This window comes from Bradyrhizobium sp. SZCCHNR1053 (genome assembly GCF_032381235.1).
In the GTDB taxonomy this organism is placed as follows: Bacteria; Pseudomonadota; Alphaproteobacteria; order Rhizobiales; family Xanthobacteraceae; genus Bradyrhizobium.
In genome coordinates this window covers 124,168-149,463 of the sequence record NZ_JAUHJM010000007.1, presented here as the reverse complement: position 1 = coordinate 149,463, position 25,296 = coordinate 124,168, and the positions used below count along the sequence as shown (strand labels likewise).

Genomic DNA, 25,296 nt, shown 5'->3' with positions numbered 1-25,296 from the left:
CGGGCAAGACGATCGGCCTGATAGGTAACGTCGGCACGGTCGCGAATCGCCTCGAGCGAGACTCGACATTTGCGATCCGTGCTCCGTCGATCCGAACGGCAGGGACTGAGGCAATGCCAGCGTTGTTACAGGGCTCCCCTAACACCGACCCGATCGACGAGGGGGTCGGCCCTCCTCCGTCCAACCCCGTCGAGCTTCCCGAAGAAGCCGTCGAATCCCTGCTCGCGCAAGGCGATTTCGCGGGTATCGGCGCGGTCACCGCGGTGAGCGCCGGCGGACTGACCATCAATTTGCTGTTCGACACGGCGGCGATGAATGCGCCTGCGAGCTTTCGCGCCGGCATTCAGCAGGCCGCCGCGATCCTCACCTCGATGATCTCAGATCGCATCACCGTCAATATCAAGATCGACTATAGCGGCGTCGGCGGCGGCGCGGCGGCCGGTCCTGACGGCGGTCAGTGGATGAGCTACTCCTCCGTCAGGTCCAACCTGATCAACTATGCCAGCCCAGGCGATACCACCTTCAATGCCTTGCCGGCGGGATCCAGCATCCAGGGACAGTCCTACGTCGCGGTGTGGAATTCGCAGCTGAAGCTGTGGGGCGGCCTCGGTGCCAACGATGCAACCACCGACGACGGCAGCGCGACCTTCGCGACCGACATCAACTCAAACCTGCTGGTCGGCGTGGCGCTGCACGAATTGACACACGCGTTCGGCCGCGTGCCCTACGGGCCGCAGCCGGACGTGTTCGATCTGTTCCGCTTCTCCAGCCCGGGCGTCCGGCTGATGACCGGCGGCGCGACGGCGGGGACCGCCTATTTCTCCCTCGACGGCGGCTATACGAAGCTCGCGGATTACGGCCAGTCCTCGGACCCCAGCGACTTCCTGAACAGCGGCGTGCAGGGCGGCAACGATCCGTTCAACGAATTCTACACCTACAGCACGCTGCAGACGTTGACGGCCGTGGATCTCAAGCAGATGGACGCGCTCGGCTTCCATCTCGTTTCCGCAACGCCGGTGACGATCGAGGCGCTGGGATCGACCAGCCTGGTCCAGCTCGGACTGAGCTACTTCCTCAATCCGGTCGGCGGCGGCACCGGACCGCAGATCAAGTTCGGCGGCAGCGTCGTCCAGCCCGGACAATTGGGCGGCTGGACCCCGATCGCGGGCGAGACCAGCGGCAGCGGCTATCAGGTCGCCTGGAAGATGTCGGGTGCGGATCTCTACACGGTGTGGAATGTCGACAGCAGCGGCAACTACACCGGCAACGCCATCGGCGGCGTCTCGGGAGGCACGGCCGCATTCGAGGCGTTCGAGATGTCCTTCCATGAGGACTTGAACGGCGACGGCATGATCGGCATTCCGACGACCGTCATCGAGGCCGTCGGATCGACCAGTCTCGTCCAGGCCGGCAACGGCTATTTCCTCAATCCCGTCGGTGGTGGTACGGGCCCGCAAGTGAAGTTCGGCGGCGCCAATCTGGTGGTCGGTCAGCTCGGCGGCTGGACGCCGATCGCCGCCGACGTCGTGGGCAGTGGCTATCAGATCGCCTGGAAAATGGCCGGCGCCGACCTCTATACGGTTTGGAACACCGACAGCAGCGGCGCCTACACGAGCAATGCGATCGGTGCGGTCAGCGGGACCGACAGCGGCCTGGAAGCGCTGGAAACCAACCTCCACCAGGATCTGAACGGCGACGGCACGATCGGAATTCCGACCACCGTCATCGAAGCGCTGGGATCGACCAGCCTCGTGCAGTCCGGGTCCAGCTACTATCTGAACCCGGTCGGCGGCGGCACAGGTCCGCAGGTCAAGTTCGGCGGCTCTGTTCTCGTGGTCGGTCAGCTCGGCGGCTGGATGCCGATTGCGGCGGACCCCGTCGGTGGCGGCTATCAGATCGCCTGGAAGATGACCGGCGCGGACCTCTACACGGTCTGGAACACCGACAGCAGTGGCGCCTATACGAGCAACGCGATCGGCGCCGTCAATGGCACCAACAGCGGGCTGGAAGCGCTGGAGACGAACCTCCATCAGGATCTGAACGGGGATGGCACGATCGGCATCCCCTCGGCCGTGATCGAATCCCTGGGGTCGACGAGCCTCGTGCAATCCGGTTCGACCTACTTCCTCAATCCGGTCGGTGGCGGCACCGGGCCACAGATCGTGTTCGGCGGCAGCGTCGTCACCGCGGGTCAGCTCGGCGGCTGGAACCCGATCGGCGCGGAGAGCTCCGGCGGCGGCTACCTCGTGGCCTGGAAGATGGCGGGCGTCGATCTCTACACGGTCTGGAATACCGACAGCGGCGGCGCTTACGTCAGCAATGCAATCGGCGCCGTTCCGGGCGGCTCGGCAGCGCTGGAGACGCTGGAGACCAGCTTTCATCAGGATCTGAACGGCGACGGCACCATCGGTGTGCCCGCTCACGTCGCAGCGAGCACGCAAGCCGTGTCGCTGGCCGGTGGCCCTGACGTGGTCCTGACGGTGCCCGCCAGCTTCGGCGGCTATCTGATCGGGTTCGGCAGCAGCGGCGATCAGATCGACCTCAACAGCATCTCCTACAACTCGCTGCGGGCGCAATTCGATGACAGCAGCGGGCTGCTGTCGCTCAGCGACCGCGCGAGCAGCACCTCCCTACATTTCCTCGGACCGGTGTCGCAGGACAGTTTCCGTTTCACCGAAGACGGCCAGGGCGGCACGATGATCGCCGCGACCGCGGGTCCGGCGAGCGGCCCGGCTCCACAAGCCGTCTCCTTGGCAGGACATGACACCTTCGTCTTCGCCGAGCATTTCGGTCAGGTCAGCATCGCCGACTTCCATCTGGGCAGCGACACGCTCGTCGTCAGCCACAACCTGTTCGCAAGTCAGGCGGCGCTGTTGACGTCGATTCACGACGATGCGGCCGGCAACGCCGTGATCACCGATGCCGCGCAGGACACGATCACCGTCCAGCACGTCACGACGGCGGACCTGCTGACTCATTTGTCCAGCTTCCACCTGGTCTGATCGGCACGCCAGCAGTCTTCGGGGCGGGCTGACGGGAGCAATCCGACGCAACGCCCTCTCCGATCTCTGCCTCTGTCCGGAGTGGCCCCCCCTGCGAAGGCTAGCTTGAACCCGCGGCAATAGCCGTCCTCCTGAACACAATCAATGGTTGAACTCGATCGGACAGATCGAACAATGGCGTATGGTCGGAGCCGCCATTCTTCGGTACAATTTTATACAAGATCGAGGGGCATCACTGCACGATGCTTCAATTCCAATTCGCCTGTCGGCCTCGAGGACAGGATCACCATCGTTGCATGCATGCTTTACGAATCTGGCCGCACCGAAGACATCCCTGACCGTTGGCGTGAAGCTGCCGAGTCCCTCATTTTCGATCCTGCTGCTGGCCGTCATGAGTTGCATGTGCAGCAGCCTGTCGCGGACGAACCCAAGCCGGCCTCCACCATCGAGCAGACGCAGCACGGCCCGGCCGAGCAGATCGATCTTGCGGCCCCAGCGCCGACCGCCGATGCTCCGAGCGAGACGCCCGGCATCCTCGCGCAAGGCGACGCCGGGGCAACGGTGGTCGCACAGTTCTTCGACGTGAGCGCGCGGGCCCAAACGTCGGCGCAGGAGGCGGCAGAGCCAACGGCTTGGACGGTGGCCGCCGGCTCGACCTGGCAAGTCACCCAGGAGACGTCCGTCGATCCGACCACACCGATTGCCGGCAACGTCTCCATCGAACCGGCGCATGCCGGGCAGAGCATCAACTCGAGCGGAGTCGTCCTCTCGATCAGCGTCGAGATGTGGTCAAGCGCCAGCGCATCGCTGCAGACATGGTCGCTGAGCGGCCCCGGAAAGGTTGCGACAGCGCACGCCGGACCGAGCGGCGAGCCCGCGCCGTCGCTTCAGGACGCGGTGACGGAAGCCATCGCGTCGGCCGCGAATGGACAGGGTGCGACCAGCGCCCAGGTCGTGCAGGCGCTCGGCGGAAATTCCACCGGCGTGACGGGAGCCGGTCTCAAGATCGGTGTCCTCTCCAGCAGCTTCGACAATCTCGGCGGCGCGACGGCTGACGAAGCCAGCGGAGCCTTGCCCTCCGCTTCCAAGATCCAGATCTTGAAGGACATGCCCTCCGGGGGCAGTGACGAAGGCCGTGCGATGATGCAGATCATCCACGACATCGCGCCCGATGCGAGCCTTGCGTTCTATACGGCGTTCCAGAGCGAGCAGGATTTCGCCAACGGCATCATCGCGCTTGCCAATGCGGGCTGCAAGGTCATCGTCGATGATGTGAGCTACTCCGACGAGCCGTTCTTCCAGAACGGCATTGTCGCCCAGGCCATTCAGACCGTTCAGGCCATGGGCGTGACCTATGTGACGTCGGCCGGCAACAATGGAAGCTCGGCCTATCAGACGTCCTGGACCTCGATCTCCGGCAGCATCGGAGGAATGTACTACGATGGCAATGCGCTGAGCTTCGGCGGCAACATCGCGCAAACCATCACCGTGACCGCGGGCGCCAACCTGCTCGTGCAATGGGACCAGGCTTGGGGTCAAGCCGCGTCGCATCTCTCGGTCAACGTGTACCAGAATGGACAATACCTCGGACACGTTCCCAACAGTTATCAGAATCCGTGGATCGGCCTGCATTTCTCGGTGTCCGGCACCTATCAGATCGTCATTGCGGACGTTTCGGGTCCCACGCCATCGACGATCAAGGAGATCCTGGCTGGCAACGGTGTCCCCGTATCCATCACCGGCGCCAATGTCGGAACGGTTTTCGGTCACGCGATGACACCGGGGGTGATCACCGTCGGAGCGGTCAATAGCGCCAATACGCCGGCCTTTGGCTATACTCCGGTCTCGGAAAGCTTTTCGTCATCGGGAGCCGGAACCGAGATCCTGTTTGCCAACGACGGCACACGCCTCGCAACGCCGCTTCAGCTCAGCCCTGTCGTGGTCTCCGGCATCGACAACATCGCAACGACGGTCTCGGGTTTCACCGCCTTTTACGGCACGTCTGCAGCCGCCCCCAGCGTTGCTGCGATCGCGGCCTTGATCCTGACGGCCAATTCGACGCTGAGCTACGCCGACGTCTCGGAGATCCTGCAGCAGACCGCCATACCGATGAGCAACCAGGCGGTGGCGGGCGCGGGCCTGGCCCAGATCAATCCTGCCGTCGGTGCGGCGCCCTATTTCGCCAACACCATCGTTGAGGCGCTCGGATCCGTCAGCCTCGCCCAGTACGGCGTGATCTACGATCTCAACACCATCGGGACCAGCATTTCGGTGGCGCTGCGGTTCAACGGCGCCAACGTGGTCGTTCACCAGCTCAGCAACTGGATGCCGATCGGCGTCGAAGCCAATGGAGGCGGCGGCTACGAAGTCGCCTGGAAATTCCAGGGTCAGGATCTCTACACCGTCTGGAACGTGGACAGCAGCGGCAACTACAACGGCAACGCGATCGGCGCCGTCTCCGGAAGCTCGTCCGCTTTCGAAACGTTCGAGACGTCGTTCAATCAGGATTTGAACGGCGACGGCACGATCGGCGTCGTCACCACGGTCATCGAGACCGTGGGGACCACCAGCCTCGTACAGTCCGGCAACGGCTATTTCCTCAATCCGGTCGCAGGCGGGACAGGTCCGCAGATCAGTTTCAACGGCAGCACTGTCAGCCCCGGACAGCTCGGCGGCTGGACACCGATCGCTGCGGAGGCCGTCGGCAGCGGCTATCAGATCGCCTGGAAGATGGCCGGCAGCGACCTCTACACGGTCTGGAACGTCGACAGCAGCGGCAACTACACCGGCAATGCCATTGGCGCAGTGAATGGGACCAGCAGCGCGCTCGAGGCGCTGGAGCTGAACTTTCACCAGGACCTGAACGGCGACGGCATGATCGGCATTCCGAGCACGGTCATCGAGGCCGCGGGATCGACAAGCCTGGTGCTGGCCGGGTCGAGCTATTTCCTCAATCCCGTCGGCGGCGGCACCGGCCCGCAGATCATGTTCGGCGGCAGCATCGTGACCGTCGGTCAGCTCGGCGGCTGGGCGCCGATCGCCGCGGAGACGTCCGGCAGCGGCTATGAGATCGCCTGGAAAATGGCGGGCGCCGATCTCTACACCGTCTGGAACACCGACAGTAGCGGCAACTATACCGGCAACGTCATCGGCGCGGTTGCGGGAAGCTCCGCATCCCTGGAAGCGCTGGAGCCCAGCTTCCACCAGGATCTGAACGGCGACGGCACCATCGGCGCCCCGAGCGTGACGCCGGGCGGCAGCGTGATCGAAGCGCTAGGGTCGACCAGCCTGTCGCTGTCGGGCACGACCTACCTGATGGCGCCGGTGTCGGGAGGTACCGCAACGCAGGTCATGTTCGGCGGCAGCGTCATCGTTGCCGGCCAGCTCAGCGGCTGGGCGGCGATCGCTGCGGAGGCCTCGGGCAGCGGCTATCAGGTCGCCTGGAAGATGAACGGCGCCGACCTCTACACGGTCTGGAACACCGATAGCAGCGGCAACTACACCGGCAATGCCATCGGCGCCGTTTCCGGCAGTTCGTCGTCCCTTGAAGCCCTCGAGAGCAGCTTCCATCAGGACCTGAATGGCGACGGCACGATCGGGATCCCGACCATCAGCTCGGTGACGGCGAGCGCACAGGCGGCCACGACGTCGGGCGCGGTCGACCTGGTCCTCGCCGCGCCATCCTTCAGCGGCAATCTCATTGGATTCGGCGGCACGGCCGCTCAGATCGATCTCAAGAGCATCGCATTCACGTCGCTTCAGATGCATTTCGACGAGACGAGCGGAATGCTGTCGCTGAGCGATGGGGCGAACAGCGCGTCGCTGCATTTCGTCGGCCCGCTGTCGCAGGACAACTTCCACTTCGCCACTGACGGCCAGGATGGCACTTTGATCTCCGGCACTTTGATCTCGGGCGTGGCAGCGTCAGCAGGCGGCACGGCATCCCAATCGGTGTCGCTGCAGGGTCACGACACCTTCGTGTTCGCCGAGCACTTCGGTCAGGTGAGCATTTCCGACTTTGCGGTCGGCACCGACAAGATCGCGTTCAGCCAGAGCATCTTCGCAGACCCGTCCGCATTGCAGGCCGCCATCCACGACGACGCCGCGGGCAACGCCGTCATCACCGATGCGGTACTGGACACCATCACGATTCAGCACGTGTCGACGGCCGAGCTGCTGTCTCACCTGTCGAGCTTCCATCTGGTCTGAGGACCGGCGGCATTCGAGGCGTCGTCTCCGCCGTTCGGGGTCGAAGGGTGCCCGGCAGGTGGTTTTCCGCCCGTCACAGGACAGATAACGGCTCGCGCGAGGGTCGCTCTTGGCCTATACGGCGCTTCGACCGCCCGAGATCGTGAGTTTGATGTCCCCGCCCCGCTTCCCTTCGCCGCGCCGCCTGCTCTACGTGGCCAACGAGGACTACGCCTTCCTGATGCACCGCCTGCCGATGGCGCGCGCAGCGCGCGAGGCCGGCTACGAGGTGCATGTCGCGACCAATGTCAATGCCGGTGCCGCCGCGATCACCGCCGAGCGCTTCATGCTGCATCCGATCCCATTCCAGCGCGGCGGGCTGTCGCCGTCATCAGCCCTGCCCACGATCCGCGCGATCCGCGCCGTCGAGGCTGCGATCAGCCCCGACGTGGTGCATCATTCCGGGTTGCAATCGAGCGTGCTCGGATCGCTCGCCGCGCTCGGACGCACCACTCCGGTCGTCAACGCCATGACCGGCCTCGGCTATGTGTTCACGTCGGCGAGCTGGCGCTCGCGTCTGCTCAAGCAGGGCCTGCTGTGGCTGCTGCCGCGGCTGATGAACCGGGTACCGAGCTGCGTGCTGGTGCAGAATCCGGATGATCGCGACGCGCTTCAAGCCATGGGCGTCCGGGGCGACAAGATCACGCTGATCCCGGGCTCGGGCGTCGACACCGATCGCTTCCAGCCGCTGCCGGAGCCGGACGGACCGATCACCTTCGGCTTCGCAGGAAGGCTGCTGACCGACAAGGGCGTCCGCGCCCTGGTCGCTGCGCACCGCATGCTGCGCCAGCAGGGCCGCGACGACCAGTTGCTGATCGCCGGCTCGCCTGATCCGGCCAACCCGGCCTCGGTCTCGGCCGAGGAGGTCGAGGCCTGGCGGAAGGAACCCGGCATCACCCTGCTCGGCCAGATCAAGGACATCACCGAGCTCTGGCGCCGCTGCCACGTCGCCGTGCTGCCGTCGCATCGCGAAGGTCTTCCGGTCAGCCTGCTGGAGGCCGCCGCCTGCGGCCGGCCGCTGATCTCCACCGATGCGCCGGGCTGCCGCGAGATCGCGATCCACGGCCAGACCGGCCTCTCCGTGCCGGTCGAGGACGCGCCCGCGCTGGCGCAGGCCATGGCGCAGCTGGCGACCTCGCCCGAGCTGCGCGCCCGCTATGGCGCGGCGGCCCGTCAACTGGTCGAGGACAAGCTCTCGGCCAGGATCATCGGCCGCTCGGTGGTCGCGCTCTATGACCGCCTCACCTCGGCGCCGGACGCGCGCGGATGATCGTCCATCCAGCCGCAATTCTCGTCACCATTGCCGTGCTCGCGGCCGCAATGTGCGGTGTGCTGATCGTGCTGCTGCGCCCGGTGCTGCAGCGCTACGCGCTGGCGCGGCCCAACGCGCGCTCCTCACACAAGATCCCGACGCCCCAGGGTGCCGGCATTGCCGTCGTCGGCGCAACGCTCGTGGTCGGCGGCGCCTTTGCATCCGTGACGGGCTTTGCACCGCTGCTCATGCTATTCATCGCGGCACCGATGCTGGCGCTGGTCGGCCTGGTCGACGACATCCGGCCGATCCCGGTGCTGCCGCGGTTCATCCTGCAGGGGATCGCCGTCGGCCTAATCCTGTTCACGGCACCGGCTGACCTCAAGCTGTTTCCGATGCCACTGCTGGTCGAGCGCACGCTGCTGCTGATCGCCGGCCTGTGGTTCGTCAACCTCGTCAACTTCATGGACGGGCTCGATTTGATGACCGTGGCCGAGGCCGTGCCGATCACGGCGACTCTCGCCCTGTTTGGCCTCTCCGGTGAACTGCCCTGGCCGGCGACCGCCATCGCTGCGGCGCTGGGTGGCACCATGCTCGGCTTTGCGCCCTTCAACCGTCCCGTCGCAAAAGTCTTTCTCGGTGATGTCGGCAGCCTGCCGATCGGGCTGCTGCTCGGCTGGGGCCTGCTCCATCTTGCCTGGCAGGGCTACGTCGCGGCGGCGCTGCTGCTGCCGCTCTATTATCTGATCGATGCCACCTTCACCCTGTTGCGGCGGATGGCACGGCGCGAGTCATTCTGGGCGGCGCACCGCACGCATTTCTATCAACAGGCCACCGATAACGGCTTCACCGTCTCGCGCGTCGTCAGCGAGGTGTTCATCCTCAATGTCGTGCTTGCGACGCTCGCAGCCATCTCGGTCGCGCAGCGTTCCATGACGGCCGACGCCATCCTGCTCGTCTTCGGTCTCGGCGCCGTCACCTGGGTGCTGAGCCGCTTCTCGCGGCGGCGCCATTGAAGACTCAGGCCGCGCTCGAGCCGAATTCCGGCACCGCATCCTTCAGCACCGACTTGATCGTCACCGGATCATTGCGCGCGATCGCCTGATCGAGCGCCGCGATCCATGCCTTCAGCGTCTGCATCGGAGGCTCGTTCGGGGTCGCCGCCATGACGCCGGCGACGCCGATCTCGACCGGCGGCTCCTCGCTCGCGAACAGGATCTCGTTCAGGCGCTCGCCGGGCCGGATGCCCGTGAACACGATCTCGACGTCGTAGCCGGGCTGCAGGCCGGACAGGCGAATCATGCGCTCGGCCAGATCGACGATGCGGACGGGCTGGCCCATGTTCAACACATAGACCGAGACATCCGGGCGCTGCGGCGCCAGCGCATGCGAGGCCGCCGTGATCACGAGATCGCAGGCCTCGCGGATGGTCATGAAGTAGCGCACCATGTCCGGGTGCGTCACCGTGACGGGGCCGCCCGCCTCGATCTGCGCCTTGAACTTCGGCACCACCGAGCCGTTGGACGCCAGCACGTTGCCGAATCGCACCGAGATCAGCCGCATCGGCGGCCGTCCCGTCGGCCGGTCGGCGAGCTGGCGATCGAGCGCCTGGCAGTACATTTCGGCGAAGCGCTTGGTGAGGCCGAGCATCGACACCGGCTCGATCGCCTTGTCGGTGGAGATCATCACCATGGCCTCGGCGCCTGAGGCCACCGCGGCATCGGCCACGTTGATCGAGCCGAAGATGTTGGTCTTGACGCCCTCGCTCCAGTCGCGCTCGAGGATCGGCACGTGTTTCAGCGCCGCCGCGTGGAAGACCAGATCCGGCTTGAACTCGCCGATCAGCGCGAACACCCGGTCGCGATCGCGGATGTCGGCGATGCGCCCCTCGACGGCGACGTTCGCCTCGGGATCGGCCGCGAGCGCCTCGGTGATCGCATAGAGCGCCGGCTCGGAATTCTCCAGAATGAGCAGCCGCGCCGCCCCGAACGCAACCACGCGCTGACAGATCTCGGCGCCGATCGAGCCGCCGCCGCCGGTCACCACGACGGTTTTGCCACGCACCAGCGCTTCCAGCCGGCCGTAATCGATCTTCTCGCTCGGCCGCAGCAAGAGGTCCTCGACCGCGACCGGCGCGAGCCTCGGCGCATCGCCACTCTCCAGCGACGGCAGGCGGCTCACGATCAGGCGCAACCGGCGCGCCCGCATCAGGAAGGTCTCCGGATGACAGTCCGGATCGAACGCGGTCGGCATCATCAGGGCGCGCGCGATCGGCCGATCGCGACGGGCAAAGTCGGCGGCGACGTCCTCGACATCATCGATCCCGCCCAGCACCGGCACGCCGCGGATCAACTGCCCCCGGTCGGCGGTCGACGGCGAGAGAATGCCGATCGGCCAGATGCGCTTGACCGCGCCGCTCTCGATGCCGCGCAGCACGACCTCGGCGTCGGCCGCACGGCCGATCAGGAGCGCGGGGGCGGCGTCCTCGGACCGAGCGTGCCGTCGCACCCGCGTATAGCGGAAGTAGCGATAGGCGAAACGCAGCGCGCTCAGCGCAAAGATCTCCAGGAACCAATAGAGAATGATCGTGAGCTTGCCGAAGAAGAAGGTGCCGCGGACGTTCGGCGCGACGATGATGTAGTCGAGCACCAGCAGCGCCAGCGTCAGCACGGTCGCGACGCGGACGATGTTCAGCGCGTCCGGCAGCGAGATGAACCGCCACTTCGTCGTCAGAAGGTTCGAGAAGTAGAAGACGACGAAGCTGAAGGCGATGAAGTACGGCAGGATCTGCAAGAGCAGCGGCACCCGCTCCCAGAAGGTGCTGGCGCCTTCGAAGCGGATATAGAACGCCGCGAACAGCGCGACGACGCTGACCAGGAGGTCATGCGCGGCGATCAGCAGGTTCCGGGAGGTGAGTTGCGAGAGGCGCGTCATGCTGTGACGGGCTCCGCATCGGGCTCTATCCTCGATCGTAGCACCATGCCGCCGGCCACGCCGACGCCGATGACATACATCCACCCTTCGTGGAAATCGAAGATGTGGGAATTGAACAGCGAGGTGAAGATGTTCTGCACGACCACGAGAAGTCCGATCCAGGGCGCCAGCCCGTCACCGCGGAACAGCAGGAGGTGCACGGCCCACATCGCGTAGAGAATGACGATCCCAAACGCTCCCCATTGGACCGCGACGTAGAGCGTCTGATTGTGCGGATTGCCGACGACCTGGCTCGAGGAGAGGTCGCGCGACCCGCTCGCGGCCAGCTCGAACAAGTGACGCGTCGAGCCCGAGCCGTGTCCGATCAGCGGCGCGTCGGCCAGGAACCGCAACGACTTGCGCCAGAATTCGAGCCGCTCGCCGATCGACGTGACGGCGCGATCGTTCCTGTAGTCCTGATATTGGCTCGTGAACGTCGCCACCTTGCCCTGCAATTGCGGGGACACGGTCCATGCAGCGAGACCCAGCGCAAGGGCACCGGCCGCGATCAGCAGGTTGGCGCGCCATTTCAAGTGGATCAGCCCGAACACCGCAAGCAGGATCGGGATCGTCACCAGCGCGGTGCGCGAGACAACGATGAAAATCATGTTGGCGAGGAACGCGATCATGATCGCGGTGAGCAGGCCGGCCGGAAGGAAGCGGCGGGCGCGCAGCAACTGGGCGATCGGATAGGCCAGCGCCACGGCGCAGAGCGAGAACTCCTGGCCCTGGTCGATGTAGTTCTTCACGAAGATGCCGCGATCGGCATTGGCCTTGAGCGCGAGCGCAGGATTGAACGCGACCGCGGTCGACACCACGACCATCAGCACGCAGGAGGCGAGAAACGCGGCGAAGACCCACAGCCCGCGCTCCGACCGCTGGAAATGGTAGAGCAGCGCGGGCAGCACCAGAAGCTTCGCCGCCGGTCCCACCGCGTAGAGCCGTGCGCCCCACGCCACGTCCGACCACAGCGTTCCGATCAGCGCCAACAGGAAGAGCGCGATCGGCGCCAGCGAGATCGGCCGCTTCAGGACCTGCAGCAGACGCTCGACGTCGAGAAACGGCAGCATCGTGATCAGCATGACCACGCCCAGGATCGACACCAGCGACGTCGACCACGGCAGCGACGCCGCCAGCAGAATCGCCACGACATCGACCGTCGTCCGCCACGCCGCCGGATCGCGCCAGCGGCGCGCCAGCAGCGCTGGGCCGGGATGACCTGCCAGCGCGCTCATCGCGCCTCGCTCCGGGCGCGATCGACCAGCGCGGTCGTGCTGTGCCCTTTCAGGATGTCGATCAGAATCACCTCGCCGCCGGCGGCTTCGACGATCTCGTGCCCCACCACCTGCTCGCGCGTATAGTCGCCGCCCTTGACCAGCACGCTTGGCCGGACCAGCTCGATCAAGCGGAGCGGCGTGTCCTCCGCGAAGATGGCGACGACATCAACCGCCTCGAGCGCGGCCAGCACCTCGGCGCGCGCGCGCTCGTCCTGAACGGGGCGGCTCTCGCCCTTCAGCCGCCTGACCGAGGCATCGCTGTTCAGCCCGACCACGAGACGGTCGCAGGCGGCGCGCGCCGCGGTCAGCACCTTGACGTGGCCGGGATGCAGAATGTCGAAGCAGCCATTGGTAAAGCCGACGCGCAGGCCCTCTCCCCGCCACCCCTCGACCCGGGCGGCGAGTTCGTCATCGCTCTCGATGATCTTTTCCTCAGCGGCACGATAGGCATGCGGCAGGATCTTTCGGCGCAGTTCGGCCGATGTCACGCTGGCGGTGCCGTGCTTGCTGACGGCCACCGCCGCAGCGGCGCTCGCCATCCGCAACGCATCCGCCCAGGCGGCGCCGGCCGCGAGCGTCGCGGCAAGCACGGCAACAACCGTGTCGCCGGCGCCGGAGACGTCGCGCACCTTCACGGGATAGGCCGGCACGTGAATCGGATCGCCCTCGCGCGGTACCAGCGTCATGCCGCGCTCGCTCTGCGTCACCAGAATTGCCTCGCAGTCGGCGAGATAGATCGCATCCTGCGCGGCTGCGGCGATCTCGTGCCCGGTTTCGGCCCGGCTGCGGGTCGCTTCCGAAAACTCCTTGCGGTTCGGCGTCAGCACGCTCGCGCCGCGATAGATCGCGAGATTTGCGCTCTTGGGATCGACGATCACGCGCTTGCCGGCCTTGCGGGTCGCGTCGATCACGTTGCGCAGGACGCGCGCGGTGAGCACGCCCTTGGCGTAGTCCGACAGCAGCACGATGTCGGCCCGCGCAATCAGCGGCAGGATGGCCTCGATCAGCTTCTGCTCGACCTCGCCGATCGCCGGTGAGGCGCGCTCCCAGTCGGCGCGCAGCATGTGGGTGGAGAAATGCTCGGAGACGAAACGCACCTTGCGCGTCGTCGGCCGCGAGGGATCGCGCACAAGCACGCTCTCGATGCCGCCCTCCTTGGCGAGCTCGGCCTCCAGCTGGTCGCCGGCCGCATCCTGCCCGACGAGGCCGACGAAGATGCAGCGGGCGCCGAGCGCGGCGATGTTGCGCGCGACGTTGCCGGCGCCGCCGATGTTGATCTCGCTGCGCTGGACCGCGATGACAGGCGCCGGCGCTTCGGGGGAAATCCGCGACACCTCGCCGTAGACGAACTCATCCAGCATGAGGTCGCCGATGCACAGCACCGTCTGGCGGGCGATCGCTTGCGAGAGATCGTCAAAGTCGAACATCAGCGGCAGTCTCGGTGAGTGGTCAGAACCAGATCGTCTAGCGGAAGCGGTCGGCGGAATCGAGATAGTCTCGGACATAGCCAGCGACCGCGTCCTCGAGCGACGTGAAGCCGCCGTTGTAGCCGGCGGCCAACAGCCGGTCGACCTTGCTCTGGGTGAAATACTGGTAGCTGCCGCGAATCGCTTCTGGCATGTCGATGTACTCGATCCGGGGCGTCGCACCGAGCGTGGTATAGGCCGCCAGCATCATGTCCTTGAAGCTGCGCGCCTGTCCCGTGCCGACGTTGAACAGGCCCGAGACGGTAGGAGAGGCCAACAGCCACAGCATCACGCGGACGACGTCGTCGACGTAGATGAAGTCGCGGCGCTGGTCGCCATCGGCGATGCCTTCACGGTGCGACTTGAACAGTTGCAGGGTGTGCCCGGCCTTGATGTCGTCGAAGCGGCGGGTCAGCACGCTCATCATCGATCCCTTGTGGTATTCGTTGGGACCGAACACGTTGAAGAACTTGAGCCCGGCATATTGTGGCGGCAGCCTTTCGCCGCGCTCGGCGCGCGCAGCAACCGCCATGTCGAACAGATGCTTGCTCCAGCCATAGAGATTCATCGGCCGCAGCGTCTTCAGCGCCGCGAGCGACGGATCATCCACGAAGCCCTGCGCGCCGTCGCCATAGGTCGCCGCCGACGAGGCGAAGATGAACGGCGTGGAACTTTCGGTGCACCAGTCGAGCAGGCGCAGCGAACTCCGGAAATTTTGCTCCATCACGAGGTCGCCGTCGGTGACCGTCGTGGCGGAAATGGCTCCCATGTGCAGGACGGCGTCGAGCCGACGGCCCCTTAGCCATTCGCCCAGATCGGATGGCGGCACGACGTCCGCCAGCTGCCGCTTGGCGAGGTTGCGCCACTTGCCCTCGCTGCCGAGCGTGTCGCAGACGACGACATCCGTGCGTCCCGCGTCGTTCAACGCTGCAACCAGATTCGATCCGATAAACCCGGCGCCGCCGGTCACCAGCAACATTCAGCAACCCGTCCTGATCCCGAAAACCCCGCCCTCGCGTAGCGCATGCGACGGCAAAGTGTAAGCGCTTTGGTGTCGGCTCGCTCGGGCCACTTTACCTGCGGCGGCCGAGCGGCTACCAGCGCGCCAAAGCCAGGCAGACAAAGAATGAATTCGAATTCGACCAAGGTCGAGGTGGACGCGGCGGACACCAGCCCGATCCTGATCATTCCCTATATGTGGATCGGCGATTTCGTGCGCGGCCACACCGTCGTGCGGGTGCTCAAGGAGCGCTGGCCGAACCGGCCGGTCGACCTGCTGGTGACCTCGCTGTGCGCGCCGCTGGTGGATTACATGCCCGGGGTCCGCTCTGGCATCGTCTGGGATCTGCCGCGCAGCCGGCTGGCGCTCGGCCGGCAATGGCAGCTCGCCGCGATGTTGCGCGAACGTCGCTATCGGACCGCCCTGGTGATGCCGCGAACCTGGAAATCGGCGCTGGCACCGGCGCTGGCCGGCATCCCCGAGCGGGTGGGCTTCGTCGGCGAGGTCCGCTTCGGCCTGCTCAACCGCTGGCGCTGGGGCGAGAAGGCGCTGCCCCGCTTCATCGACAAGAATGCCGCGCTGGCGCTGCCCGACGGGGCGCCGCTGCCGCCGGAATGGCCGGTCCCGCAGCTGCGGGTGCCGCCGGAGGACGTCGCGCGCTGGCGCGAGGCCAATGGCCTGGGGAACCGCCCGGCCGTGGCGCTGGCACCGGGGTCGGTGGGTGCCGCCAAGCGCTGGCCCTATTACGGCGAGGCGGCCCGGCTGTTGCGCAATGCCGGCCTCGACGTCTGGGTGGTCGGCGGCCCCGGCGAGAAGGCGCTGGCCGCCGAGATCGTCGCGGCCGGCGGACCGGCCGTCCGCGACCTGACTGGAACCGACTTGCGCAACGGTATCCTGGCCATGGCCGCGGCCAGCGTCGCCATCTCCAATGATTCGGGGCTCATGCACATCGCCGCGGCGCTGGGGACGCCGACTATGGGTATCTTCGGTCCGACCAGCCCCTACCATTGGGCGCCGCTGAACGGTCTTGCGGCGACGGTCCAGACCAGGACACAGGTCCCCTGCCAGCCCTGCCACCGCCCGGTCTGCCGGATGAACGACCACCGCTGCATGCGCGACATTCCGGCGACCGATGTTGCCACCATCGCCCAGCGGATCCTTGCTGACGCGGCCATACCGGTCGCGCACTAGCTTGCGAAGCGGCACCGCGCCCCATACACCGGCCCTGACGTAACCCGAGCCGCCACGTGACCCGCGCCCCCGACCCGATCGCCAACCATCTCGCCCGCTCCCGCGCCGCCATGGAGCGCGCCGCCGACGATGCCGCGATGCTCGCCAGCGCCCGACGGATCGCGGCGAGGATCATCGCGGCGCTGCGCGGCGGCCACAAGCTGCTCATCGTCGGCAATGGCGGAAGCGCGGCGGACGCCCAGCATATCGCGGCCGAGATCGTCGGCCGCTACAAGCAGGAGCGGCCGGCCTATGCCGCCATCGCGCTGACCACCGACACCTCGGCGCTGACCGCGATCGGCAACGACTACGGCTTCGATCACGTCTTCGCTCGCCAGGTCGAAGGGCTCGGTACACCGGGCGACGTGCTGCTGGCGATCTCGACCTCCGGCCGCTCGCCGAGCATCCTCAATGCGCTGCGCAAGGCGCGCGAGCGCGGGCTGGTCACGGTCGGCTTCACCGGCGCCAAAGGCCTCGCGATGGGCGAATCGTGCGACGAGATGCTGGTGGCGCCGAGCGACGACACGCCGCTGATCCAGCAGATCCACCTCGCGACGGCGCACGGCATCTGCGAGGTGATCGAAGCGGCGCTGATGCAGGACGAGGGCTAGATGACGACTGCTCAGCTCAAGCCGGCGGCGTTTCTCGACCGCGACGGCGTCATCAATCACGACGACAACTACATCGGCTCGCGCGAGCGCATCCGTTGGATGCCGAATGTGGCCCACGCGATCCGGCGCCTCAATGACTCCGGCTATCACGTCTTCCTCTTCACCAACCAGTCCGGAGTTGCCCGCGGTCTGTTCAGCGAAGACGACGTCATGGGTCTGCACGACTGGATGCGGGCGGAGCTCGCGGCGCAGGGGGCTGTCATCGACGACATCCGCTATTGCCCCTACCACACCGAAGGCTCGGTCGAGCGCTATCTGCGCGAGCATCCCTGGCGCAAGCCGGCGCCGGGCATGATCCTCGACCTGATGCAGCACTGGCCCATCAGGCGCGAGGGCAGCTTCGTGATCGGCGACCGCACCTCGGACATCGCCGCCGCCGAGGCGGCCGGCCTGCCCGGCTTCCTGTTCGCCGGCGGCGATCTCGATGCGTTCGTCGCCGACATCATCGCTCAGACCAGTCGCCGATAAACGGCGGCGATCTTGTCGGCCTCGGCCTCGAGGCTGAACCTCTCCACCACGCGCTGCCGCGCCCGCTCGCCCATCGCCCGCGCCGCATCCGGATCGCGCATCAACGGTTCGAGCGCAGCGACCAGCGCATCGACGTCGCCCGGCGGCACCAGCACGCCGGTGATGCCGTCCTCGACCACGATCTCCGCCGCGCCGGCGCGCGCCGCGACCAGCGCCGCTCCTGCCGCCATCGCCTCGATCAGCGTGAGACCAAAGCCTTCGTTGCGCGAGGTGAAGGCGTAGATCGTGAGACGCTGGTACCAGCGCTGCACGTCGGCGATGTCGAGCTCGCCGGTGATGACGATGCGCTGCTCCAGGCCCGCGGCGGCGATCTGCTTCTTCAGCTCGCTCGCGAACGGCATCTGCTCGGGCGTCACGGCGCCGACCAGCACGGCGGAAAAATCCGGAAAGCGCGGCAGCAGCCGGCACATCGCGGCGACGAACACATCGCTGCCCTTCTGCGCACGGACGCGGCCGAAGCAGCCGATGGCATGTTTTCCCGGCAGTCCGCTCTCGGCGAAGGCCGCGGCGCGATCCGCTGGCGGCGTATAGATCTCGGTGTCGACGCCATGCGTCACCACCGTCGCGTCGCGCTTCAGATAGGACGCCGAGATGTCGCTGGTGGCGATGATCGCGTCCATGCGGCGGATCAGCCAGCGCGTGATCCAGCTGTGATGGCGCTGCGCGGCCGAGGTGAACACCAGCTTGAACGGCCAGCCGAGCGCGCGCATGATCACGCCGACGATCATCTCGTTGTTGCGGCGCGCGTGCCAGATCAGCGGCCGCCGCCGACCCCACAGCTTGAAGAGGCCGCTCGCACCGATCCGCGCAATCCCATCCGGCGCGTAGGAACCGAGCCAGGCGGCGCGCACGCGCTGCGCCAGCTTCGGCGCCACCATCCGGTTGGTCGCCGTCACGCCGGAATAGCGCCGGTGCAGGTTGGGCACGATCACGTCGAGATCGGCGGCAGAAACACGCTCGGCTTGCACCACTCACTCCAATTGCAGCGGTTCCCTATACGCAACATTAAGCATCGCCGCCAGTTCGCTATGCACGCAAGAGGTCCTTCACTTCGCCGGCGTTAGTTTGCCGGAAAACAAACAGGGATCGCGTCAAACAATGACCGTGCTCGTGACCGGCGGCGCCGGCTATATCGGCAGCCACATGGTGCTGGCGCTGGCGGAAGCCGGCGAAAGCGTCGTGGTGATCGACAACCTCTCGACCGGCTTTTCCGCATTCGTCCCGGACGGCGTACCGCTGTTCATCGGCGATGCCGGCGATGAAAATCTCGTGGATGGCGTCATCAGCCAGCACGGCGTCGACAGCATCATCCATTTGGCGGGCTCGGTGGTGGTGCCGGAATCGGTGCGCGATCCGCTGCTCTACTACCGCAACAACACGATGACCACGCGCAGCCTGTTGAATGCGGCGGTCAAGCGCGGCGTCAGCCGCTTCGTGTTCTCCTCGACCGCGGCCGTCTACGGCAATCCGGACGAGGTGCCGGTGCCCGAGAGCGCGCCGACCCGTCCGACCTCGCCCTACGGCACCTCGAAGCTGATGGCCGAGATCATCCTGCACGACGTCGCCTCGGCCTATGACCTCAACTACGTGGTGCTGCGCTACTTCAACGTCGCCGGCGCCGATCCGTTCGGGCGCAGCGGGCTTGCCACCGTCGGCGCGACGCATCTGATGAAGATCGCGATGGAGGTCGCGACCGGCCAGCGCGCCAAGATCGACGTCTTCGGCACCGACTATCCGACCCCCGACGGCACCTGCATCCGCGATTTCATCCATGTCTGCGATCTCGTCCAGGTGCACCGCGCCGCGCTGGCCTATCTGCGCACCGGCGGCGGCTCGGTCACGCTGAATTGTGGGTACGGCCGCGGCTATTCCGTGCTCGAGACCATCGAGGCCGTCCGGCGCGTCTCCGGTCGCGCCATTCCCGTCCAATACGCGCCGCGCCGCCCCGGCGACATCATGAGCATGGTCGCCGACACCAGCCGTTTGAAGGCGCTGCTCGACTGGACCCCGACCTATGACGATCTGGAAACAATCGCCGCCCACGCCCTGACCTGGGAGGAGAAACTGTTCCTGGAACGCCACAGCGGCACGCTGCAGCGGGCCTCGGCCTAGAATCAACGACTTAGCCGGACGCCGGGGGGCTTGAAAAAGCCGCCCCGAGCGGGCAAGCACTGCTGTCCGCCCGGCGATTTGTCCCGGCGGCCAGGGACCAGAATGGCCGAATTTCCGAAGAAGATCACCGACGATCCCTATGGCGCCGCGATCCTGATCCGCCGCCTCGTGATGGAACAGGGCATCCTCTACTGGCGCCGCTATCTCACTGCTTTCGCGCTGATGGCGGTCTCGGCCGGCGCCAGCGCCGGCGCCGCCTACATCCTCGGCCAGGTCATCAACAAGGCCTATGTCGACAAGAGCATCCCCGGCATCGCGGTGCTCTCCGGCGTCACCGTGTTGCTGCTGTTCGTCAAGGGCGTCTCGACCTACGGCTACGCCGTCATCCTGTCGAAAATCTCCAACGCGATCCTCGCCAACAACCAGCGCCAGCTGTTCGCCAAGCTGATGAGCGAGAGCATCGGCTTCTTCTCCGAGCGTCACTCGTCCGAGTTCCTCGCGCGCCTCACCGCCGGTGCCAAGTCGATCACCGACGTCCTGACCATGCTGATCAACGCAATCGGCCGCGACCTGCTGCTCTTGATCAGCATGATCGCCGTGATGGTCGCGCAGGATCCCTGGATGTCGCTGCTCGGCCTGGTCGTCGTGCCGCCGGCCATGCTGGTGTTGCGCAAGCTGGTGAAGCGCATCAAGGGCCTCGCGCACAGCCAGTTCACCGGCAATGCCGACATCCTCGAGACGATGCAGGAATCGCTGCAGGGCATCCGCACCGTGAAAGCGTTCACGCTCGAGGACGCGATGCGCGCCCGCATCGACGAGAACATCGCGGTGGTCGAGCGCAACGCCAACAAGATGGCCCGCGTCTCCAACCGTTCCAACCCGCTGATGGAGATGCTGGGCGGCTTCGCGGTCGCCGGCTGTTTGATGTATGGCGGCTATGCCGTGGTCGCGCTCAACGCCACGCCCGGCCAGTTCTTCTCCTTCATGACCGCCTTCCTGATGGCGACCGAGCCGGCCAAGCGGCTGGCGCGGCTCAACATCGATCTCAACAGCCAGCTGGTCGGCGCGCGCATGCTGCTCGAAGTGGTCGACAGCCCCGCCAGCGAGCAGCCTGACGACGACAAGCCGGCGCTGAAGCTGACGCAGGCCAGGATCGAGCTGCGCGACGTCTCCTTCGCCTATCGCGACAACGAGCCGGTGCTCAACCGCATGAGCTTCACAGCCGAGCCCGGCAAGGTCACCGCGCTGGTCGGCCCGTCCGGCGGCGGCAAGTCGACGGTGCTGGCGCTGCTCCTTCGCTTCTACGAGGCGACCGAAGGCGACATCCTGATCGACGGTCAGTCGATCTCGAACGTGTCGCGCCGCTCCCTGCGCGAGCAGGCCGCCTATGTCGGCCAGGACGTCTACCTGTTCCGCGACTCGATCCGCGCCAACATCGCCTTCGGCAAGCCGGGCGCGACCGAGGCCGAGATCATCGAGGCGGCGAAGGCCGCCTGCGCGCACGACTTCATCATGAGCTTCCCGCTCGGCTACGACACGCCGGTCGGCGAGCACGGCACCCAGCTCTCCGGCGGCCAGCGCCAGCGCATCGCGGTGGCGCGCGCGCTGATCCGCAACGCGCCGATCATCCTGCTCGACGAGGCCACCGCGGCACTGGACTCCGAGTCGGAGCGGCAGGTGCAGGAGGCCATCGAGCATCTTTGCCAGAATCGCACCACCATCGTCATCGCGCATCGCCTGCACACCATCATGAACGCCGACGCCATCCTGGTGGTCGAGGCCGGCGAGATCGTCGAGCGCGGCCGGCATGACGATCTGTTGCGCCGTGGCGGCCGCTATGCTTCGTTCTTCCGCCTGCAACAGCGCGACATGGGGCCGAATGTGATCCCCATGACCGCCACCTCCTGACCCGCCCATTTCACCGCACCCGAGATCGTTTCATGAGCGCCTCCACCGTCATCCCGGCCCTGCCGCAACCGTCGCTGCCCGTGGTGGGCGAAGCCGGCGTCTTTCCCGTTCGCCGCATCTGGTGCGTCGGTCGCAACTATCTCGAGCACATCCGCGAGATGGGCAATGACGAGCGCGATCCGCCGTTCTTCTTCGCCAAGCATGCCGACATGCTGGAGCCGGACGGCGCCGTGATCCCCTACCCGCCGCTCACCAAGGACATGCATCACGAGGTCGAGCTGGTGGTCGCGCTGAAGAGCGGCGGCCTCAACATTCCGACCGACAAGGCGCTCGACCACGTCTACGGCTACGCCGTCGGCATCGACCTCACCCGCCGCGACCTGCAGCTCGCCTCCCGCAAGATGCAGCGCCCCTGGGAGGTCGGCAAGTCGTTCGACCACTCCGCGCCCTGCTCGGCGGTGGTGCCCGCGGCCAAGATCGGCCACCCCGCGACGGGCAAGATCTGGCTGTCGGTCAACGGCACCGAGCGTCAGAAGGGCGACCTCTCCGAGCTGATCTGGAACGTGCCCGAGATCATCTGGAAGCTGTCCCAGCAGGTCGAGCTCGCCGCTGGCGACATCATCATGACCGGCACGCCCGCGGGCGTCGCGGCGATCGTGGCCGGCGACAAGATCGAATGCGGCGTCGACGGCGTCGGCACGCTGAAGGTCTCGATCGGCCCGGCGGCGAAGTAAGCCGCCTCGCCTCGCAAGGCGGCTCACCGCCGCAGACCTGTCAAAAGGCCGCGCCCAGCGCGGCCTTTTCCTTTGCCTGACATCCGAAGGGAGCACCCCACCCGCCCCACCGACGGTGGCCTCCCCTCCCCCTTGCGGGGAGGGGTCGGGGGTGGGGGTCCCCAAATTCCGGTCTCTCGATCGCGCACGCACACTTGGCGCAACCTCTTCACGCCACGTGAGGAGAAAAATCGCCCCCCAAGATCGTTCAACGCCCGGAGACCCCCACCCCCTCCCCGCAAGGGGGAGGGGAGCTCACCGCCTCCGTGGCGATAACCTCGCCCCTCATGGTGAGGAGCGCCGCTTGCGGCGCGTCTCGAACCATACGGCCCGTCACAAGCGGCAATCTCGCGGCACGACCGCACAAGACATCAGCCGGCACATGGGCATGCACCATCATCTGATCCACAATCTCAAACAGCATCGGGCTGATCAGGGACACGAGCATCCACCGTCTCGCGACGCATCCCGCGCCCGAGTTGTGCTCCAGATCCCGCCCTCTTCAGAATGGAGGGCGCGAGGAAGGCCGGACCTCGGCTGAGGCCCGTGGCCCGCCTGCAGAAAAAAGCAGGCGGCAGTCACCACAGGTACAGCCGGACAGACCCGGCCTTCCCCGCGCGATGGTTTTAACAGGCTATAGCGCGCTCTTCCTGGTGCACCGGGCTTTCTGGCCACCATCCCCAGCGCGAAGCGAGCTTCATCGCCGGGTTAATACTAGCATCGGAGTATCAGAACCACACGCCTTCGCCGTCCGCGAGCCAAGCGTTCGTCCGTGCTCATCACACGCCGCCGCCCCGCGTCCACCGCTCTCCGCTGCCAACGTCCGTGACGACCGCGAACCGTCCCCTACCGTGCAACGGGATGCGTGGACCATAATGCTGATTAGCCGAAGACATCAAGCGTTTTATGTTTTGCGGAAGGACTTGACAGGGTTTCGGATGGGCACGTGATTTGCCCGACGGTCGGGGCAAGCAACCCACGGCCGTAGGTCTAAAATTCGATAAATGGGACATCTGCACCGGCAAGGAGATCAATAAGCCCTTGGATCTGCCTTGTGTCTCCGCTCTGTTTGGAACGCGTAAAATAGACTCTTTCTCGAGCTCGTGAGAGCGCGACAAAAAATGCATTTGTCTCCTCTTCGCGATTGTTTCGATAACCCCAGAACGCGTTTTGATGAAGCCCTACGAAGATCACGGTGTGATATTCGAGGCCTTTGCTCTTATGGATCGTCATTAGCTTGACCTGACCAATTCCCTCTGCGGCGTCGATCAGTGATTTCCAGCTGTCAGACATGTCCTTGTACTCGTCGAGAAGCAAGGCAAGCGCCGACTGCACGTTCTCAAAATAGTCCTCATTCTCGTATTGCCGAAATACCCGGCGAATCCGAGCTTCGTCCAACTCATCCACGATTCCCCCAATGAGCGATTCCATATCGGCTTCCGCGGATCGCCCATCTGTGTGCTCTTTAATGCGCGTGACTATATCGCGCAGTGAAATGTCTAATCGCTTAGTATCGGCGGCGTTTTCAAAATCAATTCCCAAGATGGCACCGAGCGATTCCTGCACTGCAGTATAAATATCATGACCGCGCACTCCGACTGCGAGCCGTACAAGACCAATAATCAGCCCAACAAGTTCTTCAGAAAGCAGCTCCTGCACGCCAATCCCGCCGATTAAGCGAGCCTCATTGCGAAGCCTAATTCCCTTAGCTGCAAAAGCATCTCGCAAACGCGTCTCGGCTTCATCAGCCCGAGCGCGTACAAGCAACACAAAGTCGTCCGGTCTCAGGCCGCCCTCAATGTCTGCTGCAATCACATCCGCTAGCCTTGCGCTCTCTTCTTCGTCGGTGTCGAAAATCCAGAAGGCAGCAGCGTCTTCTGGAATAGTAGCGTCAGGGCGGGCGCAGGAGGTATCAACCGCGTCTGGCTCAATGGCGTGGACCAAATCGTTGATGATTTGGACGACGCGCCGATTAGAGCGATGATTCAACTGCAGTCGCTCGCGGCCGGCATTAAAATATTGCTCGAACCATGCGAACACCTCGGCTTCAGCACCGGCCCAGGTCATTATTCGCTGCTTGGTATCCCCAACGGCAGTCAATGCAGCTGTAGCCTGCGAAAAGGCCGTTAGCACGAAGCGGAATTGTGCGCGGGTTGTATCCTGAAACTCATCAAGAAACACATGTGAGTAAGTAAGCTGTAAAGCTCTTAGAACCTGCGGATTGTGAGCAAGAATTGCTTCTGCCAAGCGTCCAATCATGGCAAAGGTTAAGCTAGGCCGCTGGCCCCCAATGCTGACGCGCCACCACTCGCGCGCCACCCAGGAAAGTGCATCTTGCGGATCGGGCTCTAACGGTAGCGGGCCCCATCGTTCGATTTGTTCACCGCTAAGGGCATGAGCGGCGGCATTGCCGCCAAATTCAGCAGGTGGCCTTACACCGCGCAGAAAGTCCAGCCACTCGTTGCGGTGCGGAAAGACAATGCGATAGTCACGAGGTGGCCTGCACCATTCTGGCGCGACAGAAAGAAATCGGTCGACGAGACTTTTGGCAAACGCATCAAACGTGTAGGAATCGAACCGCCGCGATTGCTCCGGCGAGCACCGACGCGATACACGCTCCTTCAGCGTTTTGGCGGCATCACGTTTGAAACTTATCGCTAGAATCCGCTGTGGTGATTTGCAGAGGCCGGTTTGAAGTAGATACAGAGCACGCTGGGCCAGCAGCTCTGTTTTCCCGGAACCCGGCCCTGCAATTACGCTTTTGTTCCCGGCGGAGGTCACGACGCGGTGCGCTGCGTCCTCTAGGCGTATCCCGTCGCTCGGTTGCCAATCTTCGGGGCGTATGAGGCGAACCAC

Annotated in this window: 16 protein-coding genes; 10 read left to right on the top strand and 6 right to left on the bottom strand. The window is 65.4% G+C overall.

The window, feature by feature from the left end:
• Nucleotides 1-113: 113 nt before the first annotated feature.
• The 4 genes from QX051_RS18445 to QX051_RS18430 all read left to right on the top strand — a co-directional run bounded on the left by QX051_RS18445 (nt 114) and on the right by QX051_RS18430 (nt 9,518).
• Nucleotides 114-3,002 (top strand): NF038122 family metalloprotease, encoded by a 2,889-nt coding sequence (locus tag QX051_RS18445; RefSeq protein WP_315777105.1) that lies wholly within the window; start codon nt 114-116, stop codon nt 3,000-3,002.
• A gap of 402 nt (nt 3,003-3,404) precedes the next feature.
• On the top strand, nt 3,405-7,211 hold the full coding sequence (locus QX051_RS18440; protein WP_315777104.1) for a S8 family serine peptidase: 3,807 nt from the start codon (nt 3,405-3,407) through the stop codon (nt 7,209-7,211).
• Between the two features lie 151 nt (nt 7,212-7,362).
• Entirely contained in the window at nt 7,363-8,520 is a 1,158-nt protein-coding gene (locus QX051_RS18435) for a glycosyltransferase family 4 protein (RefSeq protein WP_315777103.1), read from the top strand.
• The gene (locus QX051_RS18430) at nt 8,517-9,518 is read left to right on the top strand and encodes a glycosyl transferase (RefSeq protein ID WP_315738931.1); all 1,002 of its coding nucleotides are present in this window, start codon (nt 8,517-8,519) and stop codon (nt 9,516-9,518) included. Before QX051_RS18435 ends, QX051_RS18430 begins: the two co-directional genes overlap by 4 nt.
• 4 nt (nt 9,519-9,522) lie before the next feature.
• Here QX051_RS18430 and QX051_RS18425 read toward each other — a convergent pair whose 3' ends face one another.
• From QX051_RS18425 to rfaD, 4 genes are read right to left on the bottom strand one after another with little or no spacing between them, the layout of a single operon-like run.
• Nucleotides 9,523-11,436 (bottom strand): nucleoside-diphosphate sugar epimerase/dehydratase, encoded by a 1,914-nt coding sequence (locus QX051_RS18425; RefSeq protein ID WP_315759118.1) that lies wholly within the window; start codon nt 11,434-11,436, stop codon nt 9,523-9,525.
• The gene (locus QX051_RS18420) at nt 11,433-12,710 is read right to left on the bottom strand and encodes an O-antigen ligase family protein (RefSeq protein ID WP_315777102.1); all 1,278 of its coding nucleotides are present in this window, start codon (nt 12,708-12,710) and stop codon (nt 11,433-11,435) included. The genes QX051_RS18425 and QX051_RS18420 overlap by 4 nt, the downstream gene beginning before the upstream one ends.
• Nucleotides 12,707-14,179 carry a D-glycero-beta-D-manno-heptose-7-phosphate kinase gene (rfaE1, locus tag QX051_RS18415; RefSeq protein ID WP_315777101.1) on the bottom strand — a complete coding sequence of 491 codons (1,473 nt, stop codon included), beginning with the start codon at nt 14,177-14,179 and terminating at the stop codon, nt 12,707-12,709. The genes QX051_RS18420 and rfaE1 overlap by 4 nt, the downstream gene beginning before the upstream one ends.
• 37 nt (nt 14,180-14,216) lie before the next feature.
• Entirely contained in the window at nt 14,217-15,197 is a 981-nt protein-coding gene (gene rfaD / locus QX051_RS18410) for an ADP-glyceromanno-heptose 6-epimerase (protein WP_315777100.1), read from the bottom strand.
• A gap of 147 nt (nt 15,198-15,344) precedes the next feature.
• On the opposite strand from rfaD, the gene waaF reads away from it, so the two are divergent.
• The 3 genes from waaF to QX051_RS18395 all read left to right on the top strand — a co-directional run bounded on the left by waaF (nt 15,345) and on the right by QX051_RS18395 (nt 17,587).
• Nucleotides 15,345-16,409, top strand: a complete 1,065-nt coding sequence (gene waaF, locus QX051_RS18405) for a lipopolysaccharide heptosyltransferase II (protein WP_315777099.1) — start codon at nt 15,345-15,347, stop codon at nt 16,407-16,409.
• 110 nt (nt 16,410-16,519) lie between these two features.
• The gene (locus QX051_RS18400) at nt 16,520-17,059 is read left to right on the top strand and encodes a D-sedoheptulose 7-phosphate isomerase (protein WP_409998114.1); all 540 of its coding nucleotides are present in this window, start codon (nt 16,520-16,522) and stop codon (nt 17,057-17,059) included.
• Nucleotides 17,060-17,587 carry an HAD family hydrolase gene (locus tag QX051_RS18395; protein ID WP_315759124.1) on the top strand — a complete coding sequence of 176 codons (528 nt, stop codon included), beginning with the start codon at nt 17,060-17,062 and terminating at the stop codon, nt 17,585-17,587.
• Here QX051_RS18395 and QX051_RS18390 read toward each other — a convergent pair.
• Nucleotides 17,569-18,615 (bottom strand): glycosyltransferase family 4 protein, encoded by a 1,047-nt coding sequence (locus QX051_RS18390; RefSeq protein WP_315777098.1) that lies wholly within the window; start codon nt 18,613-18,615, stop codon nt 17,569-17,571. The genes QX051_RS18395 and QX051_RS18390 overlap by 19 nt on opposite strands.
• A gap of 130 nt (nt 18,616-18,745) precedes the next feature.
• On the opposite strand from QX051_RS18390, the gene galE reads away from it, so the two are divergent.
• From galE to QX051_RS18375, 3 genes are all read left to right on the top strand, one after another.
• Complete coding sequence (galE, locus tag QX051_RS18385) at nt 18,746-19,759, top strand: UDP-glucose 4-epimerase GalE (protein ID WP_315738944.1); 1,014 nt, start codon at nt 18,746-18,748, stop codon at nt 19,757-19,759.
• Between the two features lie 102 nt (nt 19,760-19,861).
• Nucleotides 19,862-21,667: an ABC transporter ATP-binding protein gene (locus QX051_RS18380; protein WP_315777097.1), complete on the top strand. Its 1,806-nt coding sequence runs from the start codon at nt 19,862-19,864 to the stop codon at nt 21,665-21,667.
• 32 nt (nt 21,668-21,699) lie between these two features.
• Nucleotides 21,700-22,401, top strand: coding sequence for a fumarylacetoacetate hydrolase family protein (locus QX051_RS18375; protein ID WP_315777096.1), 702 nt, complete (start codon nt 21,700-21,702; stop codon nt 22,399-22,401).
• A gap of 1,029 nt (nt 22,402-23,430) precedes the next feature.
• Here QX051_RS18375 and QX051_RS18370 read toward each other — a convergent pair.
• The gene (locus QX051_RS18370) at nt 23,431-25,296 is read right to left on the bottom strand and encodes an ATP-dependent helicase (RefSeq protein WP_315777095.1); all 1,866 of its coding nucleotides are present in this window, start codon (nt 25,294-25,296) and stop codon (nt 23,431-23,433) included.

Coding starts and splice junctions, on each gene's coding strand:
- QX051_RS18445 (WP_315777105.1), top strand. CDS start 114: ATGCCAGCGTTGTTACAGGGCTCCCCTAACACCGACCCGATCGACGAG.
- QX051_RS18435 (WP_315777103.1), top strand. CDS start 7,363: ATGTCCCCGCCCCGCTTCCCTTCGCCGCGCCGCCTGCTCTACGTGGCC.
- QX051_RS18430 (WP_315738931.1), top strand. CDS start 8,517: ATGATCGTCCATCCAGCCGCAATTCTCGTCACCATTGCCGTGCTCGCG.
- QX051_RS18425 (WP_315759118.1), bottom strand. CDS start 11,436: ATGACGCGCCTCTCGCAACTCACCTCCCGGAACCTGCTGATCGCCGCG.
- QX051_RS18420 (WP_315777102.1), bottom strand. CDS start 12,710: ATGAGCGCGCTGGCAGGTCATCCCGGCCCAGCGCTGCTGGCGCGCCGC.
- rfaE1 (WP_315777101.1), bottom strand. CDS start 14,179: ATGTTCGACTTTGACGATCTCTCGCAAGCGATCGCCCGCCAGACGGTG.
- rfaD (WP_315777100.1), bottom strand. CDS start 15,197: ATGTTGCTGGTGACCGGCGGCGCCGGGTTTATCGGATCGAATCTGGTT.
- waaF (WP_315777099.1), top strand. CDS start 15,345: ATGAATTCGAATTCGACCAAGGTCGAGGTGGACGCGGCGGACACCAGC.
- QX051_RS18400 (WP_409998114.1), top strand. CDS start 16,520: ATGGAGCGCGCCGCCGACGATGCCGCGATGCTCGCCAGCGCCCGACGG.
- QX051_RS18395 (WP_315759124.1), top strand. CDS start 17,060: ATGACGACTGCTCAGCTCAAGCCGGCGGCGTTTCTCGACCGCGACGGC.
- galE (WP_315738944.1), top strand. CDS start 18,746: ATGACCGTGCTCGTGACCGGCGGCGCCGGCTATATCGGCAGCCACATG.
- QX051_RS18380 (WP_315777097.1), top strand. CDS start 19,862: ATGGCCGAATTTCCGAAGAAGATCACCGACGATCCCTATGGCGCCGCG.
- QX051_RS18375 (WP_315777096.1), top strand. CDS start 21,700: ATGAGCGCCTCCACCGTCATCCCGGCCCTGCCGCAACCGTCGCTGCCC.